19 protein-coding genes are annotated in these 25,892 nt (G+C 62.7%); 17 read left to right on the top strand and 2 right to left on the bottom strand.

The features are described 5' to 3' along the window. Positions 1 to 21 precede the first annotated feature (21 nt). Positions 22 to 1,899 carry a GTPase gene (locus HMPREF2942_RS04055; protein WP_049347425.1) on the top strand — a complete coding sequence of 626 codons (1,878 nt, stop codon included), beginning with the start codon at positions 22 to 24 and terminating at the stop codon, positions 1,897 to 1,899. A 112-nt stretch (positions 1,900 to 2,011) separates the two neighbouring features. Here the strand turns inward: HMPREF2942_RS04055 and HMPREF2942_RS04050 are convergent, their stop codons facing one another. Then, the gene (locus HMPREF2942_RS04050) at positions 2,012 to 2,908 is read right to left on the bottom strand and encodes an IclR family transcriptional regulator (RefSeq protein WP_371440621.1); all 897 of its coding nucleotides are present in this window, start codon (positions 2,906 to 2,908) and stop codon (positions 2,012 to 2,014) included. A gap of 410 nt (positions 2,909 to 3,318) precedes the next feature. On the opposite strand from HMPREF2942_RS04050, the gene leuC reads away from it, so the two are divergent. Next, complete coding sequence (gene leuC, locus HMPREF2942_RS04045) at positions 3,319 to 4,761, top strand: 3-isopropylmalate dehydratase large subunit (protein WP_049327759.1); 1,443 nt, start codon at positions 3,319 to 3,321, stop codon at positions 4,759 to 4,761. Positions 4,762 to 4,787: 26 nt separating this feature from the next. Further along, positions 4,788 to 5,381, top strand: a complete 594-nt coding sequence (gene leuD / locus HMPREF2942_RS04040; protein WP_005505627.1) for a 3-isopropylmalate dehydratase small subunit — start codon at positions 4,788 to 4,790, stop codon at positions 5,379 to 5,381. A gap of 159 nt (positions 5,382 to 5,540) precedes the next feature. Here the strand turns inward: leuD and HMPREF2942_RS04035 are convergent, their stop codons facing one another. Next, positions 5,541 to 6,989, bottom strand: a complete 1,449-nt coding sequence (locus tag HMPREF2942_RS04035) for a transcriptional initiation protein Tat (protein WP_070688455.1) — start codon at positions 6,987 to 6,989, stop codon at positions 5,541 to 5,543. A 692-nt stretch (positions 6,990 to 7,681) separates the two neighbouring features. On the opposite strand from HMPREF2942_RS04035, the gene murA reads away from it, so the two are divergent. The 14 genes from murA (at position 7,682) to mutM (ending at position 25,800) form a co-directional block, all read left to right on the top strand. Beyond that, positions 7,682 to 9,115 (top strand): UDP-N-acetylglucosamine 1-carboxyvinyltransferase, encoded by a 1,434-nt coding sequence (gene murA, locus HMPREF2942_RS04030; protein ID WP_049347430.1) that lies wholly within the window; start codon positions 7,682 to 7,684, stop codon positions 9,113 to 9,115. Next, complete coding sequence (locus HMPREF2942_RS04025) at positions 9,115 to 9,972, top strand: lysophospholipid acyltransferase family protein (protein WP_070688454.1); 858 nt, start codon at positions 9,115 to 9,117, stop codon at positions 9,970 to 9,972. Before murA ends, HMPREF2942_RS04025 begins: the two co-directional genes overlap by 1 nt. A 102-nt stretch (positions 9,973 to 10,074) precedes the next feature. Then, positions 10,075 to 11,193: an NAD(P)H-dependent glycerol-3-phosphate dehydrogenase gene (locus HMPREF2942_RS04020; protein WP_070688453.1), complete on the top strand. Its 1,119-nt coding sequence runs from the start codon at positions 10,075 to 10,077 to the stop codon at positions 11,191 to 11,193. A gap of 226 nt (positions 11,194 to 11,419) precedes the next feature. After that, positions 11,420 to 12,538 (top strand): D-alanine--D-alanine ligase family protein, encoded by a 1,119-nt coding sequence (locus HMPREF2942_RS04015; RefSeq protein WP_070593418.1) that lies wholly within the window; start codon positions 11,420 to 11,422, stop codon positions 12,536 to 12,538. 660 nt (positions 12,539 to 13,198) lie between these two features. Beyond that, positions 13,199 to 14,857 (top strand): PT domain-containing protein, encoded by a 1,659-nt coding sequence (locus tag HMPREF2942_RS04010; RefSeq protein ID WP_246823161.1) that lies wholly within the window; start codon positions 13,199 to 13,201, stop codon positions 14,855 to 14,857. Positions 14,858 to 14,935: 78 nt separating this feature from the next. Continuing rightward, positions 14,936 to 16,291 (top strand): thiamine-phosphate kinase, encoded by a 1,356-nt coding sequence (locus tag HMPREF2942_RS04005; RefSeq protein WP_070688452.1) that lies wholly within the window; start codon positions 14,936 to 14,938, stop codon positions 16,289 to 16,291. Between the two features lie 261 nt (positions 16,292 to 16,552). Then, positions 16,553 to 17,893 carry a DAK2 domain-containing protein gene (locus HMPREF2942_RS04000; protein ID WP_070688451.1) on the top strand — a complete coding sequence of 447 codons (1,341 nt, stop codon included), beginning with the start codon at positions 16,553 to 16,555 and terminating at the stop codon, positions 17,891 to 17,893. Then, the gene (locus tag HMPREF2942_RS09250; protein WP_083313460.1) at positions 17,890 to 21,522 is read left to right on the top strand and encodes an ATP-dependent DNA helicase RecG; all 3,633 of its coding nucleotides are present in this window, start codon (positions 17,890 to 17,892) and stop codon (positions 21,520 to 21,522) included. The genes HMPREF2942_RS04000 and HMPREF2942_RS09250 overlap by 4 nt, the downstream gene beginning before the upstream one ends. Before the next feature lie 109 nt (positions 21,523 to 21,631). Then, the gene (gene rsmD / locus HMPREF2942_RS03990) at positions 21,632 to 22,273 is read left to right on the top strand and encodes a 16S rRNA (guanine(966)-N(2))-methyltransferase RsmD (RefSeq protein ID WP_070688450.1); all 642 of its coding nucleotides are present in this window, start codon (positions 21,632 to 21,634) and stop codon (positions 22,271 to 22,273) included. Between the two features lie 121 nt (positions 22,274 to 22,394). Then, the gene (gene coaD, locus HMPREF2942_RS03985; protein WP_070688449.1) at positions 22,395 to 22,871 is read left to right on the top strand and encodes a pantetheine-phosphate adenylyltransferase; all 477 of its coding nucleotides are present in this window, start codon (positions 22,395 to 22,397) and stop codon (positions 22,869 to 22,871) included. Between the two features lie 246 nt (positions 22,872 to 23,117). Beyond that, complete coding sequence (locus HMPREF2942_RS03980; RefSeq protein ID WP_049337938.1) at positions 23,118 to 23,726, top strand: YceD family protein; 609 nt, start codon at positions 23,118 to 23,120, stop codon at positions 23,724 to 23,726. Positions 23,727 to 23,756: 30 nt separating this feature from the next. Next, positions 23,757 to 23,960: a 50S ribosomal protein L32 gene (gene rpmF / locus HMPREF2942_RS03975; RefSeq protein ID WP_005505656.1), complete on the top strand. Its 204-nt coding sequence runs from the start codon at positions 23,757 to 23,759 to the stop codon at positions 23,958 to 23,960. Between the two features lie 16 nt (positions 23,961 to 23,976). Next, the gene (rnc, locus tag HMPREF2942_RS03970; protein ID WP_012903342.1) at positions 23,977 to 24,666 is read left to right on the top strand and encodes a ribonuclease III; all 690 of its coding nucleotides are present in this window, start codon (positions 23,977 to 23,979) and stop codon (positions 24,664 to 24,666) included. A 75-nt stretch (positions 24,667 to 24,741) separates the two neighbouring features. Beyond that, positions 24,742 to 25,800, top strand: coding sequence for a bifunctional DNA-formamidopyrimidine glycosylase/DNA-(apurinic or apyrimidinic site) lyase (gene mutM, locus HMPREF2942_RS03965; RefSeq protein ID WP_070688448.1), 1,059 nt, complete (start codon positions 24,742 to 24,744; stop codon positions 25,798 to 25,800). Positions 25,801 to 25,892: the final 92 nt, after the last annotated feature.

The raw sequence follows: 25,892 nt of genomic DNA, 5'->3' as shown, positions 1-25,892 counted from the left end.
CAGACGAAGAAATAACGCACTATGACTACCCCCGAGAAGAAACTCGAGAACGCCGAGCGCAATACTACTGAGCGCAACACCGAGCGAGGCGCCACCCCCGCCGTGGCAACCTCGCCCTTCGCGCGCTCCGTCGCATCCCTCAAGGACGCCATCAGCTACGGCGAAGGACGAGTCCCCGAAACCGTGCTGCTCGACGCCGCCGCAACCCTCGAACGCCTCAGCCAACGCCGCGAACTCTCCACCGAACACACCGTCATCGGCTTCTTCGGCGCGACCGGCAGCGGCAAATCCACGCTCTTCAACGCCATCGCCGGGCAGAACATTGCCCTCTCCGCGCCCACACGCCCGACCACCTCCACCGTGCAGGCGGCAATCTGGGAAGCAGAAGGCAGCGAAGAGCTACTTGACTGGCTCGGTATCGACAAGCGCGTCTACCCGCAAACTCAGGCGCTCGCCGCCGAAGGAGAGGCAACCGAGGGTAATAAGGCAACCGGGGGAGCGGCGGCACCCAACGCCGTCACCGAACCGGCACCCGGACTCTTCAACCGCATCCGCCGAGCCGTCGGTGGACGCGGCGAAATGCGCACCCGCACCGGCGGCCTCATCCTGTTGGACATGCCCGACTTCGACTCGGTCACCACCACCAACCGCGACCTCGCCGCCCGCATGATGCGCTACGTGGACGTACTCGTCTGGGTTGTCGACCCCCAAAAATACGCCGACGCCGTCATCCACCGCGACTTCATGGTGCCGCTTGCCGCATCCGGCGCGCAGGCGCTCTGCGTGCTCAACCAGGCGGACAAACTCGCACCCGCCGAGGTGCCCGCCGTGCTCGCATCCCTCACTCGCCTGCTCCAGGCTGAGGGCACCGAAGCGCACCTGCTCTCCGCACCTATCGCCGTCTCCGCGCGAACCGGTGAGGGCATCGACGTGCTCCGCGACCTGCTCGCCCAGGTAGCCGCCGCCAAGAGCCTATCCCTGCAGCGAACCGACGCGCAGCTGCACGCCACCGCCTCCCAGCTGCGCACCTACGCAGGGGGAGAAGGCACCGTACTCGCCGGAGCCTACGCCCTCGACGCGGAGCAGAAGCTCGTGAAGGCATGCTACACCTCCAGCCAGGCAGAGCAGGTTTTGCAGGCGGCAACCGCCTCCTACCGCCGTACTGCGGGTCAGCACACCGGCTGGATTCTCACCCGCTGGATGAGCCGCCTAAAGGCTGACCCCCTGCGCCGTCTGCACCTGGGGCAGCAAGACGAAACGAAGAGCACGTCTAAGGCTGAGAAGTCCGCGGGCATGCTCGGTTCCGATAGCGAGAACGCACCCGAGCTGGTGGCATCCTCGCTACCCCCGCTGAGCGCCGCGCAGAAGGCTGGCATGGCAAACGCTGTGCGCCAATACAGCAAGCAGATGGCGGCTCGCATCGACGAACCGTGGAAACGCAGCATGAAGGAAGCCGCCCTCTCCCGCGAGGCGGAGCTACCCGAACTGCTCGAACGCGACATGGTGCGCATCGACTACGGTCTGGGTCGCACCCGCGCCCCCTGGGTCATCTTCAATGCCCTGCAATGGATCGCGCTACTGAGCGCCCTGGTAGGTGTCGGCTGGCTGACCCTGATTTCCGGCATGGCATACCTGCAGATTCAGCTGCCGCCCGCCCCGACCCCCGAAGGCTCCCCGGTGCCCCTGCCGACCCTGCTTCTGCTGCTGGGTGTGTTGCTCGGTATCGCCTCGGCGGGTGTGGGTAGGCTACTTACCGCCATGGGCTCACGTTACTACGCACGTAAGCTGCGGGGTCGCCTGCAGACCGGCGTGGAGAAGGCGGTGCAGTCCTGCGTGGTCGCCCCGGTACAGCAAGAAGCAAAGCGCCTCAACGCCTACCGCAAGGCGCTGGACATTTAGCGAACTAGTATCTGAGAAGCCGCATCAGGCTGAGAGGGCACAAAAGAATCCCTCCCCACCTCAACCGAGGCGGGGAGGGATTCTTTTCGTTAAATCTACACGCTACTGAAGCTTAGTCCTCTTCAGTACTCTCACCGCAGGGAGCCTGCTGAGACGCCGCAAGCTCACGCAGACCGTCCGTAATCGCCTGAGCAGCCTTAACGACCAGCTCAGGGTAGTTGCGGTTCGGCTGGCGGGTCATGCGGTCAATCGGACCCGAGATGGACACTGCCGCAATCACCTTGCCGCCGGGCGCACGCACCGGAGCAGAGACCGAGGCGGTTCCGCGCTCGCGCTCACCCACGGACTGCGCCCAACCGATGCGGCGCACAGCCGCGAGCATGGCGGCGCTGAAGTGGGCGTCGCGCAGGCCTTCAACAATGCGGTTCTGGTCTTCCCAAGCCAGCAGAACCTGGGCGGCGGAACCAGCCTGCATGGACAGCTGAGTACCGACCGGGATGGATTCGTGCATGCCGGTGGGGCGTGCCGCGGTTGCCGCGCATACACGCCAGTCGCCCTGGCGGCGGTACAGCTGGGTGGATTCGTCAGCTTCGAGGCTGAGCTTCTGCAGAATCGGGTCTGCCACGGTGATGAGCTCATCGGAAATGGTGGCGGACGCGAGTTCGGTCAGGCGGGGTCCGAGCATGAAGCGTCCCTGCACGTCGCGGGCTACGAGGCGGTGGTGAGCCAACGCCACGGCGAGGCGGTGTGCGGTGGGGCGTGCCAAACCGGTTGCCTTGACGAGGTCGCCCAGGGATACGGGGCCTGCCTCGAGGCAGTCAAGAATGAGGGTTGCCTTGTCGAGCACGCCAACGCCGGAGGAGCCGTGGGAGTGTACCTCTACCATCTGCTCGTCGGCTGCCATGTGTTCGGGCGGCTTGACGGGGTCAACAATCGGTGCGTTGTGGTGTGTGGATGCGTTGGGGTGACGCATTCCGTGTGCGTTAAAACGTGAGGCGGAAGGAGTCATTCTTATATTCTATCTCAGAATATGAAAGATACCCCGGACTTCATGGACTCTTTGGGGTGCAGAGCTGAAGATGGAATCACCCCCTACGGGATAAATTATGAACTTTTCATAATAAGTGTTTGTGTGGGTTTATGGGTGAAAATATGCGAAAAGACGCAGAAAAATGCGAATAATCCCGCAAAATTACCCTGGAGTCATAGAGTAAACCCACATAAAAACACTCGCTAGTTCGGGGTGTTTCTAGGCCGTCTCACAGGCTAAGAATCCGTGAAAAAATATGCGACACGCCGCAGGGAAATACCGATTTGAGGGTCCCATCGGGTACATAATCCGCCCCTCAACTCCGCAAACTTGCGGCACGCACCACACCGAACGCATCCACCGTAGGAACGCATCAAGCAGGAGAAAGCATGACTAGCGAACAGAACGCAACCACCGCGGGCACCCGTCCGCGCACCCTGGCAGAAAAAGTCTGGGACGCACACGTCGTCGTCCCCGGTGAAAACGGCAAGCCCGACCTGCTCTACATCGACCTGCAGCTACTGCACGAAGTGACCTCCCCCCAGGCATTCGAAGGCCTGCGCATCGAGAACCGCCCCCTGCGCCGCCTCGACCTGACCATCGCCACCGAGGATCACAACACCCCCACCGACAACATCTTCGGCACCATCGCCGACCTGACCAGCCGCACCCAGATCGAGACCCTGCGCCGCAACGCCAAGGAATTCGGCGTGCGCATCCACTCCCTCGGTGACGAAGAACAGGGCATCGTGCACGTGGTCGGCCCGCAGCTGGGTCTGACCATGCCCGGCATGACCATCGTCTGCGGCGACTCCCACACCTCCACCCACGGTGCGTTCGGCGCTCTCGCGTTCGGCATCGGCACCTCCGAGGTGGAACACGTCATGGCGACCCAGACCCTGCCCCTGGCACGCTTCAAGACCATGGCAATCAACGTTGAAGGCACACTCAAGCCCGGCGTGACCGCAAAGGACATCATCCTCGCTGTCATCGCGCAGATTGGTACCGGCGGCGGTCAGGGCTACGTGCTCGAATACCGCGGCTCCGCAATCCGCTCCCTCTCTATGGAGGGCCGCATGACCATGTGCAACATGTCCATCGAGGCGGGCGCACGCGCCGGCATGGTCGCCCCCGACGAGATCACCTTCGAGTACATCAAGGGTCGCCAGCACGCGCCCAAGGGTGAAGAGTGGGACAAGGCAGTCGAGTACTGGAAGAGCCTGCCCACCGACGAAGGCGCCGTCTTCGACAAGGAAATCTTCATCAACGCTGACGAGCTCGAACCCTTCGTCACCTGGGGTACCAACCCCGGTCAGGGCATTCCGCTGAGCCACGCCGTTCCCTCCCCGGACGACTTCGAGGACGAGAACGACAAGGTCGCAGCAGAACGCGCCCTCGAATACATGGGCCTGGAGGCGGGCACCCCCATGAAGGAAATCCCCGTGGATGTTGTCTTCCTGGGTTCCTGCACCAACTCCCGCATTGAGGACCTGCGCGCCGCAGCGGACATCGTTCGTGGCCGCACCATCGCCGAGAACGTGCGCATGATGGTCGTGCCTGGCTCCCAGAAGGTCCGCGCGCAGGCAGAAGCAGAAGGCCTGGACAAGGTCTTCAAGGAGTTCGGTGCCGACTGGCGCTTCGCCGGCTGCTCCATGTGCCTGGGCATGAACCCCGACCAGCTGGCGCCCGGTGAGCGTTGCGCCTCCACCTCGAACCGTAACTTTGAGGGCCGCCAGGGCAAGGGTGGCCGCACCCACCTGGTCTCCCCGGTGGTTGCCGCCGCAACCGCTGTGCGCGGTACCCTGTCCGCCCCGTCCGACGTCGTGGCCTAGCACGCCGCTATAGCTAAGGAGCCATTATGGAACCCATTATTAAGCACACCGGCATTGGCGTGCCGCTGCGTTCTTCGAATGTTGACACCGACCAGATTATTCCCGCCGTCTACCTCAAGCGAGTGACCAAGACCGGCTTCGACGACGCCCTCTTCGCTAACTGGCGTAAGGACCCCGAGTTCATCCTGAACCAGGAGCCCTACAAGCACGGTAGCGTGCTGGTTGCGGGCCCGGACTTCGGTACCGGTTCCTCGCGTGAGCACGCCGTGTGGGCGCTGCGCGACTACGGTTTCAAGGTCGTTATTTCTGCTCGTTTTGCCGATATTTTCCGCGGCAACTCGGGCAAGCAGGGCCTGGTTACCGCGCAGGTTGCACAGGACGATATCGAGCTGATCTGGAAGGCGCTGGAGCACGAGCCCGGCACCGAAATCACCGTTGACCTGGAGTCCAAGACCGTAACCGTGGGTGCGCTGGTTGTTCCCTTCGAGATTGACGACTACGTGCGTTGGCGCCTCATGGAGGGCCTGGACGATATTGGTCTGACCCTGCAGAACCTCGAAGCTATTGAAGCGTACGAGGCGAAGCGCCCCTCCTGGATGCCCCGTACTCAGGAACTCTAAGCCGAGAGCTCTAAAACCTAGAGATATAAAGCTCGAAGGCGGCGACTGATTCAGTTGCCGCCTTCGAGCTTTTCTGTACCCAAAAACCTAGCACACATATGAATGTGCCTCCCCGGAGCATCAGCTTCCGGGGAGGCGCATTTATTGACGACCTAGAGCTTAGGCACCCTCAGTGATGGGGGTGTTCAGGGTTGCGTTCTCGGTGCAGCCGTACAGCGTTGCAGAACCGGGGGAGCGCACGCCCGCGGTCGGGTTTGCGTTCTGTGCGGTGGCAAGAGCGAAGTCAGAAACCACCTCGTGGTTAATGTAGCTGCCGCCTGCGCCGCCGCCGCTGCTCAGGGCGCTGAGCGAGTAGATGTTGCCTTCGCCCTCGAACTGCACCTGACGGCCGAAAACGCCCTCGTAGTATGAGCCAACGGTCCAGATGTTCAGGCCTGCGCCTCCGCCGCCGTAGCCGGCGCCACCACCGGATGCTACGGAGGTGAGGGAGAGCTTGCCGTGGGTTCGGGAAAGCAGCGCGCCGGAGCCGCCCTTACCGCGGTAAGAGCCGGTTGCGTTCGCACCGCCGGTGCCCTTCTCTCCCTCATGCACGGAGTCGCCCTGGTAAAGGTAGTAGCGCGGGAAGCTGTACGATTCGAACCAGGAGGTAGACATGGGCTGGAGCTTCAGCTCGTTATTCTCGTCGAGAATGCCGACCAGCGCCTCACCGAGGGTACCCGCCACTCCGGAGCGGCCAGCGGTACCGCCGGTGACCATGAAGCGCATGTCCAGGGTCTTGTCGTCCTCCTCAAGGGGCTTGAACTCCTGGTAGGGGCTTGCCATGAGCATGCCGCCCTGACCGGTGTTGTCGGTGCCCAGGTCGCCGCCTGCGCTACCGCCTGCGGTGGTGGATGCGTCACGGCCGTCCAGTGCCACGCGCAGTGCCGGGTTCAGCTGGTCCTTGGGCTGCGCGTCAAAGATGCGCTGGTGGGTAGTGAGGGTGCCCAGCTGTGCGCCACCGCCGCCAGCGCCGGCAACGGCTACGACGGTGACTGCGCCGTCGCGGACGAGCTCGACCGCGGAGGAGCCGCCGCCGGACGCGCCGTACACGTAGCCGCTATCGGTGTCCACTACCTGCGCTGCGCCGGTTGCGGTGCTGGAGCCGGTGGAGTCGCCGCCGGCTGCGTAGCCTTCGCCACCGAGTGCGGGCTCCGCGCCGGCTGCGGAGCCGACGCCGCCGTTACCCGCCCAGACGCGCAGGATGTCGCCGGACTTGACCGCAAGAACACCGCTGAGCTGTGCACCGGCACCGCCGCCAGCCAGGGCCGCGTTCGTGACGTCGGTCAGGTATCGGGGAGTAAAGGAAGATGCGGCACCGCCAGCACCTCCCACGAGGTCGAATCGTACTCGTCCAACGCCTTCAGGGACGAGCCATTCGGTGTATGCGCCAGCCTTGTCGTCGAAGCCGGTTGCGGTCGGCTTGAGGGTCAGAGCGGGGGAGCAGGTGGGCTCGCCGCTTGCCGCCCATGCAGGGACGGTTGCGCTGGCGAGGATAACGGGGGCACTCCATGCCGCACCCTGTACGAGGCGACGGCGCGAAATGCGTGATGCAGTGTTGTGATGTGTCATATTTGGGGTCCTCCGGTAGTTCGCGGATGCAGCCGCGAAGCGACCTGTGGTTGGTTGCGATGGGCCCTGGTTTTTAGTTGACTTTCGAATATTTACGGTGATGTTGAAGTGAATTTTTGAAGTTGAAGTGAATCAGGAAGCCGAACCGTTTTGGCTGGGTACCATCGCAAAGGTTTATGCAGTGAATGCACGCCACGCACCCTCCTGTGAGGCTCTGTACTGCGCGGGTGCAAGGTCGGTGCCGGCGCCTATGCCGCAGTGTAGAGCTGATTGGCTCCTCCGTGAGAGCGGAGGCGCCGTTCAGTGGGCACGAGTGTGCACGTTATTGTAGGGGTGAGGTTGCTCTCAAGTTCAAATTCGGACGTTAAAAAGACGAAACTAACGTCAAATTTCGGCGAAGAAACAGAAAATGTTTGCATTAGTGTGAATATTTGTGTATCTTTTTGTTTTTTCTGGCTCTGAATCTGAGGGGGTCAGAGCGGTTTTTCACATACACAACAGAGCAAAATCTCAGTCACAAGTTCCAAAGGCTCTTCAGTGTTTGGAGCACCTTTACGCAGGGCTTAGAATAATGATGAATATATGCGCCCGTTTCGCCCTGCTACCGGCAGGGGCGCGGCACGACAGAACGCGGCGCATCGGCACACTGTTAAAGTTCGGCCTAAACCAGCCGACTCCACAAAGGATTTTTAATGACTGAGAACATCAGCAAGCTTCGCATTGAAGGTGGCACTCCGCTCGTTGGTGAGGTTCACGTTCGAGGCGCCAAGAACCTGGTGCCCAAGGCGATGGTCGCAGCACTGCACGGTTCGACCCCCTCGACCCTGCGTAACGTCCCTGACCTGAGCGATGTCGAAATCGTTACCACCCTCGTGGAGCTGCACGGTGCAAAGGTCGACTACGACCGCGAAGCTGGTGTTCTGACCCTCAACCCCGCACAGGATGCAACCACCGCCGCAAAGAACGCAGAGGAGATTCAGCTCTTCGGTGGTAACTCCCGCATCCCGATTCTGATGGTGGGCCCGCTGCTACACACCCTCGGTACCGCACGCATCCCCAACCTGGGCGGCTGCAAGATCGGTGACCGCCCCATCGACTACCACATGTCTGCGCTGCGCAAGTTCGGCGCAGTCGTTGAGAAGGACGACGAAACCGGCACCACCTTGATTGTTCCCGAAGAGGGTCTGAAGGGTGCAGAGATTGTGCTGAACTACCCCTCCGTGGGCGCTACCGAGCAGGTCCTGCTCACCGGTGTGCGCGCTAAGGGTAAGACCATCCTGCGCAACGCAGCGATTGAGCCCGAAATTATTGACCTGATTGCTGTTCTGCAGAAGATGGGCGCGATTATCTTCATTAACGAGGACCGCACCATCGTCATTGAGGGCGTGGACGAGCTGACCGGCTACGATCACGCGTCCCTGCCCGACCGTAACGAGTCTGCTTCTTGGGCTTCTGCGGCGCTGGCTACCGGCGGCGACATTTTCGTGCGCGGTGCAGCCCAGAAGGACATGACCGCGTTCCTGAACCAGTTCCGCAAGATGGGCGGCCTGTACGAGGTGACCGCCGAGGGCATCCGCTTTACCCACCCGGCTCAGCGCACCCCCGGAGCTCAGCTGAAGCCCATCGTCTTTGAGACCAACGTGCACCCCGGCTTCATGACCGACTGGCAGCAGCCCCTCGTCGTGGCGCTGACTCAGGCTAAGGGCGCGTCCATCGTGCACGAGACCGTGTACGAGGAGCGTTTCGGCTTCACCAACGCGCTGAAGCAGATGGGCGCAGATATTGTCGTCATGCGTGACTGCGTGGGCGGCACGCCCTGCCGTTTCGAGGGTAAGGGCTACGGTCACTCCGCTATTATTTCTGGCCCCACCCCGCTGACCGGTGCCGACATTGAGGTTCCGGACCTGCGCGGCGGCTTCTCCCACATTATTGCTGCTCTGACTGCTAAGGGCACCTCTCACGTGAGCGGTGTTGAGCTGATTGCTCGCGGCTACGAGAACTTCGAGGAGAAGCTCAAGGGCCTGGGTGCCAACTTTGAGGTGCTGGCACGCAAGGCGTCGAAGGCTCCCAAGCCCGATGCAGCAATCGTCGTTGTTGAGCCCGAGGAAGTTGAGGTTCAGGACTAGTGAGCGGACAGCAGGGAAAGCAGGCTCTGCCTGAGATTGAGCCCACCGCCTCCGGTGATGCTCTGTACAAGGTGCTCGGTAACGCTGCGCGCGGGCTGTACAAGCTCATCGCACGCGTTGAGATTACCGGCCGTGAGAACCTGCCCAAGAGTGGTGGGTACATTATCGTGGCTAACCACACCACCGAGCTTGACCCGGTGACCGTGGCTTTCCCTGCTTTCGTTGAGGGCGCCCTGCCGCGCTTCTTGGCGAAGGATTCGCTGTTCCGTGCTCCCGTGCTCGGCTACATTATGCGCAAGCTCGCGCATATTCCCGTGGTTCGCGGTTCGGTGGATGCGCGTAAGTCCCTGATTACCGCCCGCAAGATTGTTGAGGCTGGCGGTGCCGTCGTGATTTTCCCGGAGGGCACCACCACTCACGATCCGCAGCTGTGGCCCATGCAGGCGCGTACCGGTGCGGCTCGTCTGGCTCTTGCGACCGGCGCGCCCGTCTACCCGGTGGCGCACTGGGGTGACGAGCAGATTCTCGGCTACGTGGATGAGCCCGGCGAGGACGGCCGCATCAAGGAGAAGCGTAAGATTTCGCTGTTCCCGCGCAAGACCGTCCGCGTGAAGGTTGGCAAGGCACTGGATATTGCCTCCTTCGTTGAGGATGCCAGCCCCGATGCTAAGCACACCCGCACCGAACTGGGCGTGGTCACCGACGCCATGCTGGATGCTATTACCGCCGAGCTGGAGCAAATCCGCGGCGAGAAGGCTCCTGAGGGGCGTTGGAATCCGCGCACTAAGCGTCGTGAAGCCCCCGGCACCCCCTCCGGTCCGGTCGGTGGCGCACTCGGCGAACCGGACGAAAAGTAGTATTCCCGCTGGGAATCATATGAGAGCCACCGATAGGTGCCCGACCGGGCGCCTTCGGTGGCTCACCCAAGGACCTCACAAGGAAGAGAGGCTGGTGTTTTCGTGACTTTCTTTGGACGCACCCCCGCAGCAAGCCCTGAATTTACCCCTCCGGCAACCGTACAGTCTATTGCGGTGCTCGGCGCCGGTAGCTGGGGCACCGCTTTCGCTAAGATCGCGGCGGATGCTGCCCGCGAGCGCGGCGATGACACTCGCGTGACCCTCATCGGCCGTGATGAGCAGGTGATGGCTGAGTGCGAGCGCACCCGCGAGAACGCCCGCTATTTTCCGGGAATGAAGTTGCCGGATAACATGCACTTCACGGCGGATGCTCCCGCGGCGCTGGCCGGCGCGGATATTGTGGTGCTTGCCTTGCCCGCGCAGGTTCTGCGTTCGCAGTTGCAGAGCTTCGCCCGCTATATTGAGCCGAACGCCATGCTGGTTTCTTTGGCGAAGGGCCTGGAGACCGGTACGGGTCTGCGCATGTCGCAGGTCATTACCGAGGAGCTGGAAGAGGCTATGGCTCTGCGCGGTGCTGATGTGCGCGCGATCGGTCATATTCCGCACCGCGTGTGCGTGCTCTCGGGCCCGAACCTGGCGAAGGAAATCATGGGGGAGGAGCCTACCGCCTCCGTGGTTGCGGCTCGTACCCTGCCGGTGGCTGAGTCTGTTGCTCACGCGATTGCGTGCGCGTACTTCCGCCCGTACACCAACACGGATGTGGTGGGTACCGAAATTGGCGGCCTGGTGAAGAACGTGATTGCGCTTTGCGTGGGTATTTGCGAGGGCCGTAATTACGGCGATAATTCGAAGGCATCCATTATGACTCGCGGTCTGGCGGAGATTACCCGCCTGGCGGTGGCGTTGGGCGGCGAGGCTGCGACCATGAGCGGTCTTGCTGGCATGGGCGACTTGATTGCGACCTGCTCTTCGCCGCTGTCTCGTAACCACACGGCGGGCCGCCTGCTGGCCCAGGGCATTACCCCTGACCGTCTGCACGAGCACATGAGCCAGACTGCCGAGTCGATTAAGTCGGCGCCCGTGGTGGCTGAGCTGGCTCGCCGTCACGGCGTGGAGATGCCCATTGTTGAGGCTGTGGTGGCTGTGCTTTCGGGCCGTATTGGCATTGAGGAGTTGGCGCCTCAGCTGCTGGGTCGCCGCCTCAAGCATGAGAGCCACTAGGTTTTGAAGCTTTCTGGTGTGCTGGCACCCCTTGATTCGGGTTGTGTGCCAGGACATACTAGAAGAAGATTGAATGTAGACATCCGAGGACGGATACCGTTGCGGAAGACCGGTGCGTGAGAAACGCATCAGTGACCGCGACGGTATTCGTGCGTTAGGATTATTGACGCATTGCCGTTCCACCTTCCGGACATGAGGGTAGGGGAACATTGACTAGGAGAAATATATGACCGAGAAGAAGACCGTCGCCCTGCTGTGCGGTGGCCGCTCCTCCGAGCACCCGATTTCGCTCATTACCGCTGCCGGCGTTCTGGGCGCTATTGACCGCACCGCCTACGACGTCATCACTATCGGTATTACCCGTGACGGCCGCTGGTACCTGACCGACGAGCAACAGCTTGCCGAGCTGACTGCTGGCACTCGCGGTACCGCAGAGTTCCCCGAGGGTACCCAGCAGGTGTTCCTGCCGATGGGCGCCGGCGATTCCCGCCTGACCCTGGTGGATGCTGAGGGCAACGTTACCCGCACCGCACCGGTGGACGTTGTGTTCCCGCTGCTGCACGGCCCCTTCGGTGAGGACGGCACCGTGCAGGGTCTGCTGGAAATGGCTGACCTGCACTATGTGGGTTGCGGCGTGACCGCATCCGCTGTGGGTATGGATAAGCACTTCATGAAGGTTGCTTTTGAGTCTGCTGGCCTGGAGGTCGGCCCCTACGAGGTTGTCACCAACCGCCAGTGGGAGCACGAGGACCGCGAGCAGATTCTGGAGCGCGTGCTGAAGCTGGGCTTCCCCCTGTTCGTGAAGCCGACCCGCGCAGGTTCTTCCTTCGGTATTACCAAGGTGGATTCGGTGGAAGAGCTCGTGCCCGCGATTGAAGAGGCACGCCGCCACGACCCGAAGATCATTATTGAGGCGGGTATTGTGGGCCGCGAAATCGAGTGCGCTGTGCTCGATGGCCACCACGGCGAGATGCCGCGCGCATCCTACCCCGGTGAGATTGAGGTTGTGGACGAGGATCACGGCTTCTACGACTTTGAGGCGAAGTATGTTTCTGAGTCTTCCGCTGTGACCGTGTGCCCGGCGAACCTGCCGCAGGATGTGCAGGATCGTCTGCGTGAGCTGGCTGTGAAGGCGTTCCTGGCGCTGGATGGTGAAGGTCTGTCTCGTGCGGACTTCTTCTACACCGAGGATGGCCGCCTGGTCATCAACGAGGTGAACACCATGCCCGGCTTCACCCCGATTTCGATGTACAAGACCATGTGGGAGAACACCGGCATCTCTTACACTGACCTGATTAGCGAGCTGCTGACCCTGGCGATGGAACGACCCCTGGGTCTGCGCTAGTTCTTGAGGCTGCGTTAGTTCTGAGACTGCGTTAGTTGTTCTTGAAGCTGCGTTAGTTCTTGGGCACGCTGTCGTTTTGACTGCGCTCAGTTATTGAATACGTAACGGTGGGGGAGTAGCCCCTGCTGTAAGGCGCCTCGGTGCGGATTCTTGAGGGATTCGCGCCGGGGCGCTTTTTGCGCGGTGGGCAAGTTCAGTCTGTGCGGGAGGGGTAATTGGTACGTATTGAGCCCCAAAAGCTTATGAGAATCGCTCGTTTTTCACTCATGAGAAAAATCACTTACACCCACCTCGGGGCTGCTTGGATGGTGGAGTGCAAGTTTTAAAGCGGTATTGATAAGGCAAAACGTAATTCTGCTCATAAGTGCATGAAATGATGCTTCTAGGTAACGAAAAGATGTCGTTGATGGTCGTTGCACATCTTGAAGCTCAAAGATTGGTATGAAAGCGCTAAAATGAGTAATGAAGAAAAAGCCGATTCGGTAGAATAGATGAAGGCATATCCAATCTGCCCTAGCGATTGGGTATCTATTCACTCACAACGTATTAGAAAGTCAAGGACAACCTTTGGGAAAACGAAACCGTAAGGTGGTCTCTGCGAGTCTGGCGACAGCACTGGTTGCTTCCGGAAGTCCATACGTAGCCTCATTTGCTCAAGATGTGCAGGAGGCAGCGTCACAGCTTCCGCCGAACCCTGTCGGCACCGCAGAACAAACCCAAGATTCCGCCGCGACCGCGGCATCCTCCTCCCAGACGGCAGTACCCACGCTCGCAACCGTGAGCGCATGGCCCACCGCTCAGGGGGACAATAAGACTGACAAAGCGCAGGCAGAGCCCACCGCTCAGCCTAGCGCTTCTTCGAGTGCTCAGCCCACCGCTAGTGCTGAGCCTTCCGCAAGTGCTACGCCCAGCCCGGATGCGACTCCTACCCCGAACGCTACCGCGCAGCCTACTGCCGAGCCCACCGCTTCAGCTAGTGCGACTGCAAACCCGAGTGCTACAGCGAGTCCTAGCGTAGAGCCCTCTAAGGATGCGACCGCTGAACCTACCGCTACGCCGACCGTAGCTCCTAGCGCAAGTGCCGAACCGAGTGTTGCTCCTACCGCAACTCCGACGGCTGAGCCGACTGTAGCTCCGACTGCGGAGCCTACGGTCCAGCCGACGGCAGAACCTACTGTCGCTCCCACTCCGGAGCCGACCGTTGCGCCTACTGTGGAGCCCACCGCGGAACCCACCAAGGATGCAACTCCTGAGCCTACTCAGGATCCGACCCCTGAGCCTACGGTAGAGCCCACCCCTGAACCTACTCCCGAGCCGACGAAGGATGTAACTCCCGAGCCGACCCCGGAGCCTACTCAGGACCCCACACCGGAACCGAATCCGGAGCCCGCTCCTGAACCGACCAAGGACGTAACTCCCGAACCGACCCCGGAGCCGACTGAGGACCCCACTCCGGAACCGAACCCGGAGCCGACCCAGGATCCCGTCCCGGTTCCCGAGCCGACTAAGGACGTAACTCCCGAGCCGACCCAGGAGCCCTCTCAGGTTCCGGTCGTCCCGGCCCCGGTTCAGGATCCGACTCAGGAGCCCTCCAAGGAAGCTAAGCAGGAGCCGACTAACGAGCCGACCAAGGACGCGGTCATCCCCGTGATTCCGGTAGCTCCCGTAGCTCCGGTAGAGGATAACAAGGACAGCTCGGACTCCAAATCGGTTACCCCGATCGAGACCGAACCTGTTGCTCCGATTCCTCCGGCGAACAACCCGGTGACCGTCCCCGGCAATCGTCAGGAAGTCTCTGGGGAAGATGTCATCATCTCCATTGAGCTTCCGCGACCGGGCAACTCCTCTGAATCCTCAAGTTCCTCTTCGGGATCTTCGAGCTCTTCACCGAGCAAGGCACCGAGCGACAGGCTTGATGGCGACGATGACGATCCGTTGCGTTCCGGCGGTACCACCCTTGGACGAATTGCAGCCAATAACGGCTCGAATGACTCCATCCCGGGTGCGGCAGACTGGGTTGCTGGATACCTCTCGCGCAATAAGACCGACGAGGACCACTCCCACGAGGTAAGCCCCTCGAGCTCCTCAAGCTCGGTATCGGCTTCGAAGTCGCCTAGCTCCTCCACCTCGGCTAGCGCCAGCCGCTCCGCAAAGAGCGTGGCAAAGGCTGACGGCGCGAACGCCGCCCAGGAGCAGGCCGTGAAGAATGCGGACGCGGACGATTCCGGACTTTCCGGCATTGCACCGCTGATCCTCTTCTCACTCATCGGTCTGGTGCTGATTGCTCTGGCAATCCGCTACTTCAGCCGCGGAGCATAAGGCAAACATAACGCGTAAGAATACGCGATAATAGAGGATGTGAATCCTCAGACTTTTAGCGAAACGCGGGACAACCCCATGCGAGAGACACCTCTCTCAAAGCTGGGGGAGTCCCGCGTTCTGCGCGCTTTCATGCCGATTATCAACGCCCACAACGAGCAGGTTGCCGCTGCAGCACGCCAGGCGGGGCGCATCGAACCCCTCGAGGTGGGCCCCGGCGACGACTGTGCCGTTCTCGCCGAGCCCGCGCCCGGTCAGCGTACCGTGGTCACCACCGACACTCTCGTTGAGGACCAAGACTTTATGAACCTCTGGCCCGGCGGTATCGCACGGGCGGGCGAAGACGGTGAGTTCAATCTGGAACCCGCCCGCAGTAGCGGCTACGATGTGGGGCGCAAAGCCGCGACCCAGAACCTCGCCGACGTTGCCGCTATGGGTGCGCGCCCGGCGAGCCTCTTCATCTCCTTGAGCCTGCCCGGTAGCACTCCTTACGGCTGGATTGACGGCTTCGCCCACGGCATTGTGGACGGAATCAACGCCTGCGGAGCCACCGAATGCGTGATTGGCGGCGGCGATATTGGCGACTCCACCGAAATGTCGGTGACCGTTACCGCCCTCGGCTACACGGACCGCGCCGTGCTACGCTCCGGCGCGCGCCCCGGTGACACTATCGCCCTGGCGGGGCGTACCGCCTGGTCCGATGCCGGTCTGCGCCTGCTACTCAACCCGCTCTCCCTGCCCGTCACGGCACTGTTGCGTGCCATCGCCGCAGGCCAGGAAGTCGAAGCGGCGCTGGATGCGGTGGGACAGGCGTGGGCTCAGAAGCAGATTGAAAAGCAGGGCGAGGGATCGGCTGTTGCTCTTCCCGAGGGGCTCATCGAGCTCGCCCGCACCCTCACCCCCGAAGATGCCGCGCACATGATTGCGGTCTGCGAGCGCGCCGTCGAATCACAGCACCACCCGGTCAGCCCCATCCCCGCCGGTGAGGTGGCACGCCAGCATAAGGCAAGCTCCATGCTGGATCTTTCCGACGGACTCGTCAAGGACGCCGGGCGAGTTGCCGCCGCCTCCGGGGTGCAGATGCGCCTCGACCGCGCCGCCGTGGATGCTTTCGCCGAGCCGCTGCTACCGTTGGCGCGCCTGCTGCTGGCGATTGGTGAGCGCAACGAGGCGGGGGAGAGCCCCGCATCCCTGGCGCGCACCTTCGTGCTGGTTGGCGGGGAAGACCACGGTCTGCTGGCGACCTTCCCCGGTGAGGTGCCCGAAGAGTTCGTGCCCCTGGGCACCTGCGTTGCGGATGCCCCGGAGCGCGGTCTGAGCGCCGAACTCTACGGTGCCGAGCGCCGCCACAATGCGGTGACCGGCGCGGCGGTCGTGATGGACGGCCGCTCCCTGGACGGCATGGGCTGGGAACACTACGGGGCTTCCGCGTAGGAGCTCCACCGGGTGCTCTGCCGGGCGCTGCGAGGTGTTTTAGCTGGCATTTTCAGCTGGCAGGATAGATGTCGGGCAATACCGTACATTTAACCGAAATTACCTAGAATAGAAGTACGAAATAGGCTGGATTCTGCCCGTGCCGCGGGCACCGAGAAATCAGCCGGGAACTAGCCGGGAAATCAGTCGGGAACTAGCCGAGAACTCAGCCGAGAACCGCGCGAAACTGACGGAACCGACGAAACTGACGAGGAGGGTAGCGTGAACGCAGAGCAGAACCAGCGCACCGAAGAACGCGAGATTTATCGCCGCGCCTGCGTGCGCGCCTACCGCTTCGGTGTAGCGTGGTCCATCGCCGCCCGCACCACCATCGAACGTTACCGCGATGCGCTCAATGAGCTCAATGGGTTCCCCGTGCCCGATAAGGACACCGGATCCAATATCGCCCACACCCTGCTGACCCTGACCGAAGAGTTTGAGCGGGGCATGGAACAGGTTCTGCCCAACGAGAGTCTGCCCAGTGAGGTTCTGCCCGCTGGCGAAATTCCCGGCGGGGAGGGCGCGTGCGTGCCCGAGGCGGCGGGCGCCTCCGAAGAAGAAACCCTCGCCCACCTGTGGATTCAGTTGGGCGGCATCTACGAGCACGCGATTATGCGCGCATCCCGCGTAGCACGCGGCAACTCGGGTACCCTGCTTTGCGCTTGGGCGCTGGAGGCGGTGCGTAGCTACTGGTTCCTGCCCGGAAACCTCGCTCGGGAGCTCGGCGACGCGGGCGATGAGCTGCCGCTCGTGCGCGCCCTGGAAGCAGACTACGAGCGTGTGCTGGCTGGCGGTTCCCTGCCGAAGCATCGCGAAGTGAAACTGGAGTACGCCCACGCGGAGGCGCGCGCGATGGCGTTCGCGGCTGAGCGTATTCGAGCCAGCGTGGGGGAGCAGATGGTGCCCTCCACGATGCTGTCGGTCATGGTGGAGCTCGCCCGCCTGGACGCACACTATGATGCATCGCAGGACGCAGAAGCCGCTGACGAGGCGCTGAAAAAGCGTCGACGTGCGCTGATGCGTGCCGCCCTGGAACGTACCGCGCAGTTCCCGCCCTCACCCGAGCTTGCCGGTTTCGTGGATGCCGGCGCGCTCGGCTTCTACCTTGCTGTGGTGCACTCCAACCCGCGCTGGGAGGGTGCAACTTTGAGCGAGGCGCAGGTGGAGTCCATGCTCCGTGCGCCCTCTGCCGGTGTGACTTCTGTAGCCGGTTCTGCGGCACGAGTGGGTTCTGAACAGGCGGGCGCTGAACCTGCCGAGCATGCAGAAGGTGGGCACGCAGAACACGCGGGGCAGAGCGGCTGGGAGCTCATGGGTACGCTGACCTGCGAGCCCCTCGCCCTGGCGCAGCTACGCTCGGAGCTTGAAGCCATGGGCGACAGCCTGCTCATTACGCCCCTGGACATGGCGGCTGGACTCTGGGCGCTGCACGTGCACGTGCCCGACATCGACCCCGCCCGTGAGCTGATTATGGGCTACGGTCAGTGGTCGGATGAGCGTATTTCCTCCCTAGCGGATGGTCGTTACGCCGACCACGCGTGCGGTGCGGAGGGCGGCGCATGAGTCCCGCCCGACGTTCCGTGAACCCGCAGCAGGAAGCCCTGGACTTGGGGCTTCCTGAGCCTGCTCCCGCCAAAACTAAGCCGACAAATAAGCCCGCGAAAGCTGAGGCACCCCAGGGGGAGCCAGTAGATTCAACGGTTGTGGAGCCTACCCGCGCCGGTTCTGCGACCCGAGCTGGTTCCGCGACCCGTGCTGATTCTGTGACCCGAGCTCGGCAGCGGAAAAAGGATGCGCCGCTACTGAGCGATGAGCAGCTCCGCACCACCGCCGAGCTGACCGTGCGCGATCTTGCCGCCTACGCTCGAGGCGAGGTGAGTCGCGCCGAGCTGAGCGAACGCGCGGCACAGCGCGCCAGCGCACCCTACCGTAAGGCGCTCAAAACGCTCAAGCATTCGCTGGGTCCCGCCGCGCACACCATGACCGACGACGCTCTCTACGAGCTGGTCGATATTGCGTTGGCGGCGCGGCAGGCAACTCAGCCGGAAGCACATCAGCCGGAAGCACATCAGCCGGAATCACATCTGCCGGGGGAACCTGCACGGAAAGCACTCGCCTGGACGAAACCGGCTCAGAAGGAACCTGTTCAGAAGGAACCGAGCCCGCAGGAGAGCGAAACTGCCGCGCGGGCTACTTCGGCGCGCCCGCAAAAGGCAACAAAGGCAAGCGAAGGGGGCGAGCAGAAGCCTGCGCCGAAGAAGAACACGCAGAAGAAGAGCGCGCCCGAGGCGGAATCTGAAAAGCCTGCACCCAAAAAGACTGCACCTAAAACTAAAAAGGCTGTAGCGAAGAAGACTGCTCCCGCAAAGAAAGCGCCCGCCCAGAAAGCTTCCGCAAAGAAGGCAACCGCTGAGAAGGTTGCGGCCGAGAAAGTCGCGGCTGCGAAGTCCGCCTCAGCCGCCGCGGAGGCTAAGAGCCGTGCCCTGGCGCGCTACGCCTCCGAAGACCGCATCGAAAACGCGCCGCTCAAAAAGTACCTTCCCGCACCCAGCGCCAAGGCAATCGCCACGCACCTGGACCTGCACACCGTCGGGGAGATGCTCGAATACTTCCCGCGCAAATACCTGCCGCGCGGCGAGCTCAGCTCCTTCGCCGAACTCGTTGAAGGCCAGGACGTCACCATCATCGCCCGCGTGGTGCACGTGAGCACTCGAACCATGGCGGCGCGCCGCGGCAAAATCACGGAAGTGACCATCACCGACCGGCTCTCCGACGCCACCGGGCAGGACGCACCCGCAGGTTTTGGGGCTGCCGGTTTTGGGGCTGGCGGTCCTGTATCCGTGGTGCCCGGGCGCGCTAACCGCCCCGGCGCATCCAGCGTATCCAGAGTATCCGGCGTGCCCGCGCAGAACTGGCAGGCAACCGGGATGCACAACCCGCGCATCAACGCGCTCGCGAACTCCACACAGAACCCAGCCACCCAGATTCCCCGCGCCCAGAATCCCGCCGCTCAGAACCCTGTGCAGGGCAGGGGAGCGCAACCCGCCTCCTACAGCGGCTACGCAGACAGCTACGGCCAGGACAGTTTCGCGCAGGGAGGCCTCTTTGGCGTGCCCGCGCCCAGCATGACGAACCCCGGTGCGCTTATTGGCTCGCAGATGAAGCTTTCCTTCTTCAACGCCTGGACCGCCGCCCGCGAAATCCGCGAGGGCGAAACCATGATGTTCTCTGGCAGGGTCGGCATCTACCGCGGCGAATACACCCTCACCAACCCACACTACGCCCTGCTCTCGAAGGACGCCTCCGGCGCGGACGTCACCGACGCCGCCACCGCCCCCGTGCCCGTCTACCGCGCCCCCGTGAAGCTGCCCACCGACCGCATTAGCGGCTACATGGCGCAGCTGCTCGAAAAGGTGCCGCTCAAAGAACTTGAAGACCCGGTACCCTACACGATTCGTCGCGCCCGCAAGGTGCCCTCGCTGGAGTGGACGTACCGCGCCCTACACACCCCCGACTCGGAGGACACCTGGCGTGCCGCGCAGGCGCAGATGCGTTACCGCGAGGCGTTCGTGCTGCAGAGCGCGCTCGCCCGCCTGCATTCGGTGCGTGCCGCGCACCTGACCCAGCCGCGCCCCGCCGTGGAGGGCGGCCTCGCCGATCGACTGCTTCAGGTTCTGCCTTACGAGCTGACCGAGGGGCAGCAGAAGGTGGGCGCTGAGATTGCCGCGGATTTGTCGAGCGAATCGCCCATGAACCGCCTGCTGCAAGGTGATGTGGGTTCCGGTAAGACCGTGGTGGCTCTGCGTGCCATGCTGCAGGTTGCTGATGCGGGTGGTCAGTCCGCGATGCTCGCCCCGACCGAGGTGCTCGCCGAGCAGCATTTGCGTTCGGTGCTGGACATCCTGGGGGATATGGCGGCACCCGAAGACTTTGACGATTCTTCCGCCGGTTCTGCCGAGGGAATCCCTGCGGGGAGCGGGGAGGAACCCCACCGTGTGCGTGTGCGCCTGTTGACCGCCTCCATGGGTACCCGCGCCAAGCGCAAGGTACTGCAGGAGCTCGCCGACGGCACCGCCCAGATTGTGATTGGCACCCACGCCCTGCTCTCCGATGAGGTGAGCTTCCACGATTTGGGTCTGGTTGTCGTGGACGAGCAGCACCGCTTCGGCGTGGAGCAGCGCGACGGCCTGCGCGGCACCGACGGCGCCCTGCCGCACCGCCTGGTCATGACCGCAACGCCCATTCCGCGTACTGTCGCCATGACCGTGTTCGGTGACCTGGACGTGTCCGTGCTCGACACCCTGCCCGCCGGTCGACAGAAAATCTCGACCCACGTGGTGCCCCTCGCCGAGAAGCCCGCCTGGGCGTCCCGCCTGTGGAGGCGCGCTCGCGAAGAAATCGACGCGGGCCACCAGGTGTATGTTGTCGTACCCAAAATCGGGGAGGACGGCGACAGCCTGGAGGAGGGCACCGCGTTCTTTGGCGCATCCAGCCTGAACGGTGCTGGAACCGGCGCGGGCAACTCAGCCCAGGGCTATTTCGGCCAGGGCGGTAGCGCCAGTAGCGACGGCAAGGTTCAGCTGACCTCGGTCGCCTCAATGTACTCCTACCTGAGTGCCGAGGACGCCCTCGTCGGCGTGCGTATCGGCACCCTGCACGGCCGCATGGACCCGGCTGAGAAGACCGCCGTCATGACCGCTTTCGAGCGCGGAGAAATTGACCTGCTCATCAGCACCACCGTCATTGAGGTGGGCGTGAACGTCCCGAACGCCACGCTCATGATCATCATGGATGCCGACCGCTTCGGCATCTCGGGCCTGCACCAGCTGCGCGGTCGTGTGGGCCGCGGCGGCTACGCGGGCACCTGCCTGCTGGTTACCCGCCAGGAGGAGGGCGGCGTGTCCCGCGAGCGCCTGGATGCGGTTGCCTCCACCACGGACGGCTTTGAGCTTTCCCGCATCGACCTGGCTCAGCGCCGTGAGGGTGATATTCTGGGTGCTGCACAATCGGGCTCGAAGAGCACCCTGCGGTTCTTGCGGGCGCTCGCCGATGCCGACATTATTGAGCGTGCCCGCGAGGATGCCCGCTCGGTGGTGGAGAAGGACCCGACGCTGGCTAAGCATCCGTCTTTGGCGCGTACGATTGACCGTGCCCTGGACGCTGACCGTGAGGCGTTCCTCGGCAGGGGATAAGCGCCTAACGGGGCAGAACGCCCTACCAGCCCCGCCCACCAACCTGCGTTGCCCACCACTCGCTGAAACCGTGACGTCAACACACCACACTAGTTAAGAGGAGAGACCTATGAGCCGTATTATTTCCGGTGCCGCCGGAGGCGTTCGCCTTGCCTCGGTTCCGGGGGATAATACTCGCCCCACCACCGACCGGGTGAAGGAATCCCTCTTCTCGAAGCTAGAGAGCTACGACATTATTCGTGGCGCCCGCGTGCTGGACGCTTTCGGCGGCTCGGGTGCGCTGGGTTGCGAGGCGCTCTCGCGCGGTGCCGCCTCCGTGACTCTGCTGGACACATACCCGAAGGCTGTTGCGGTGATCCGCAAGAACGTTGCCGCGGTGGAGAAGGCGATGGGCCGCACCGGTTCTTCTGGCGCTACCGGTTCTGCGGCGCGCGTACAGCAGTCTCAGGCGCTAACCTACGTGAAGTCCGCTTCCGGTCCGTGGGACCTGGTGTTTGTTGACCCGCCCTACGCCATGCCGAATGAGCAGGTCAGTGAGCTGCTGGAGGCGCTCACCCCCAAGCTCGCCGAGGGTGCCGTGGTCGTGGTGGAGCGTTCTTCGCGCGATGCGGAGCCGGTGTGGGGCGAGGGCCTGTACTGTTTTTCGACCCGTCAGCACGGCGAGACGGTTCTCTACTATGTGGAACCTGACGAGGTGGAGGAGCAGGCGGGCGACGAGTCTGGCGAGGATGCTGAAGAGCTCGCCGCCTAAAATTGCCGCCTGACCTTTCCGCCCGCATCCTGCGCTCGTCCGCATGCCACTAATCCGCATCCTAAATTCGCCCGCATCTACTCATTCCAACGTCTGATATTTATTTCGTGAAGGGACCGCCATGATTGCCCTCTGCCCCGGATCTTTTGACCCCGTGCACCACGGCCACCTGGAAATCATTGCCCGCGCCGCTCAGCTCTTTGACGAGGTGATCGTGGGCGTGGCGCACAATAGCTCCAAGAAGTACCGTTTCTCCCTGGAGGAGCGTGTGCAGCTGGTGCGTGAGTCTCTGCAGGAGCTCGGCATTGAGGGCGTGAGCGTGGAGCCGATTCCGCCGGGCGTGCTGCTTGCCGAGTACTCGGCGGAGCGTGGCGCGAAGGTGCTGGTGAAGGGTCTGCGTTCGGCGACGGACTACAGTTATGAGGCTCCGATGGCGAGCATGAACCGCCACCTGGCGCAGGTTGAGACGGTGTTCTTGGCGGGTGAGGACCGCTACGGTGCGGTGTCGTCCACGATTATTCGTGAGGTGGCGTCGCTGGGTGGTGACGTGACCCCCTTCGTGCCGGAGTCGGTCGCCCGCGCGCTGAAAAACCCCTAGAAAAGCGCCTAGGAAAACGCCTCATCAACCCAGGCGCACACCACCTTGTGCGCACCCATCCGACACGCCCGACATGCCCACCGGCAGGGCCCCGGCAGAATAACTCGCACCGCCAACCGGGTGCTTAACTATCTCTGCAGTACCCCCGACCGTCCGATTAAAAGCCGCGCGGCGCCTCCTTAAGGGGATATTTAAGAGGTGAGCGCCACTTAAAGAGATTTAAAAGGCGCTTAATCTTGATTAACGGTGCGAATGACCCCTAAAATGGGACTTTGGTTTATACATTTCGTAAGGAGAAACGCCATTTCACGTGCAGACGCATCGCCGCTGGTGGTATCGGTTACTAACCTGATTCACCGCCCCGGCACCATGGAAACTCTCGCTGAGGTCCTGCCCGCACCGGCAGACCTGGGTAACACGCTCATCGGCGTGGAAGAGGGTTCGGATATTGACCTCGATATTCGTATGGAGTCTGTTGTTGATGGTATCCTAGTTACCGGCTCCGTCGTTGTGGATGTACACGGCGAGTGTAGCCTCTGCTTGGATCCGATTGATTACGAGATGTCGGCCAATATTCAAGAGCTTTTCGTCTTTGAGAAGGCCCCGGCTGGCGGCCCCGAAGACGAAGTAGATGAGCAGTACGCCGTTGAGGATGATTCCATCGACCTTGAACCGGCTCTGCGGGACGCAGTAATCCTTCAACTGCCGTTCCAGCCTGTTTGTAGGGACACCTGCCAGGGTCTGTGCGCCGATTGCGGTGCGCGCCTGGAGGATGACCCCGGGCATCATCACGAGGTGTTGGATCCGCGCTGGTCGGCCCTACAGGGCCTGCTCGGTGCAGATACCGAAAACTAAATTGTTGTTACTAGAGATTGTGAGATAGCTGTGGCTGTTCCCAAGCGCAAGATGTCCCGCGCTAACACCCGCGCACGCCGTTCCCAGTGGAAGGCATCCGTGCCCCAGCTGGTTAAGACCGTTGAAAACGGTCGCGTGACCTACAGCCTGCCCCACCAGGCAAAGGTTGTAACCGACGCTGCAGGCAACGCCCTGTTCCTGGAGTACAAGGGCCGTAAGGTTGCAGACGCCTAAGAAGCGGTGAATCCTTATGACTGAATTTCCTAGTGTTGATACTAGGGAGTTGCGTAAACGTCTCGGAGTCGATATCGACGCCGAGACGTTTTTGCTATCCCTAACCCACCGCTCCTACGCCTTCGAGAATCCCGGAGTGGAGCATAACGAGCGCCTGGAGTTCCTGGGCGATTCGGTGCTTTCCCTGGCGATCGCTGAAGAAGTGTACCGACGCTACCCCGACCTGCCCGAGGGTGAGCTCGTGAAGCTGCACCACGTGGTGGTGTCTACGGTGGCGTTGGCGAAGGTGGCACGCGACCTGGATCTGGGCAGGTACATCCTGCTCGGTAAGGGCGAGATTCACACCGGCGGCGCCGATAAGGACTCGATCCTTGCCGACACCATGGAAGCGATTTTTGGCCTGACCTACCTGGAGTGCGGTCGCGAGGCGGCTCGTGACCTGGTGCTGCGCCTGATTGCCCCGCTGCTCGACGATGAGAAGGTCCTGAACTCTGGACGCGACTGGAAGACTGAGCTGCTGAACCTCGCCACCGCCCGCGGCTGGGGAGACGTGCGCTACGAGGTCACCGGCGAGGGCCCCGACCACGCGCGCGTGTACACTGCGGTCGCTATTGTGGCGAACCAGCAGGCCGGTACCGGTGTGGGTCCGAGTAAGAAGGAGGCGGAGCGCCTTGCCGCTGAGCAGGCGTACCGCGTTCTGGTTTAGGCTCATTCAAGCATCCTGCAGGTCTGTTAGCTCTGTGGGCTCTTGATTCTGCAGCCCCGCTGATTGGAGGGAACCATGCCCGAACTGCCCGAGGTGGAAACCGTTCGCGCGGGCATCGCCGACCATTCGTTGGGTCGGCCCGTGCAGGCGGTGCGCGTGGTCGATGCCCGTTCGCTGCGCAGGCACCTGCCCGGTCCCGCCCACTTTGAGGCGGCACTCACCGGCAGGACGTTGCGCGGTGCATACCGCCGCGGCAAATACCTGTGGCTGACCCTGAGCGAGTCGGATGGCACGCTTGCCGACGAGGCGCTCGTGGTGCATCTGGGCATGAGCGGTCAGCTGCTCGTGCGCGATGAGCCGGGCAGTGACTCGGGTAATGATGCGGAGGCTCGCGCGGCCTTTGACGAGCAGCCGCGGCACCTGCGCGTGGCGCTCGAGCTAGGACCGGCGGGAGCTACCGGTGACACGGGAGCTACCGGCGGTGTGGCGAGCGTCAACCGGGCAAACACCGGGCAGCGGTTGCTCTTCGTGGATCAGCGCATCTTCGGCGGCATGTTCCTCAGCCCGCTGGTATCGGACGCACCCGCAGCGGTTGCAGCGAATAAAGCAGCGCCCGATGAAATGGGGCAGAGCGAAGTACCCGAACGTTTTCTGGTCCCCGAGGCGGTCAAGCACATTGCCCGCGACCCGCTGGACGAATTCTTCGACCCCGCGGCGGTGCGCCGAAAGTTCCTGCGCACCTCCAGCGGCATTAAGAAGGTGCTGCTGGACCAGTCGGTCATCTCCGGCGTGGGCAATATCTACGCCGACGAGGCGCTGTGGCGTGCGCGGCTGCACTACGCGAAGCCCGCACGCACCCTCAGCGCCGCCCAAACCCGCGAACTGCTGGAGGCGGTCACGCAGGTGCTGCGCGAGTCCCTGGCGGCGGGCGGCACAAGCTTCGACGCCCTGTACGTGAACGTGCTGGGCGAGTCGGGCTACTTTGAGCGCTCGCTGAACGCCTACGGCCGGGCCGGGGAGCCTTGCCACCGTTGCGCGGAGGCGGGCCGCACAACCCTGATGGTGCGCGAACCGTTCCAGAACCGTTCGTCCTACCGTTGCCCGCACTGCCAGCGGGCGCCGCGTTCTCGCTAGATAAAGGCTCATGCTAGGTGAAGGCTTACGATAGGTACAAGCTCACGCTAGTTATGCATATGACGGCGTAGCTACGTTCCTCCCATGGGGGA

The sequence above is a fragment of the Rothia sp. HMSC071C12 genome (genome assembly GCF_001813895.1).
In the GTDB taxonomy this organism is placed as follows: Bacteria; Actinomycetota; Actinomycetes; order Actinomycetales; family Micrococcaceae; genus Rothia; species Rothia mucilaginosa.
The sequence above is the reverse complement of the archived record's forward strand: the minus strand, read 5'-3'. Positions and strand labels throughout refer to the sequence as shown.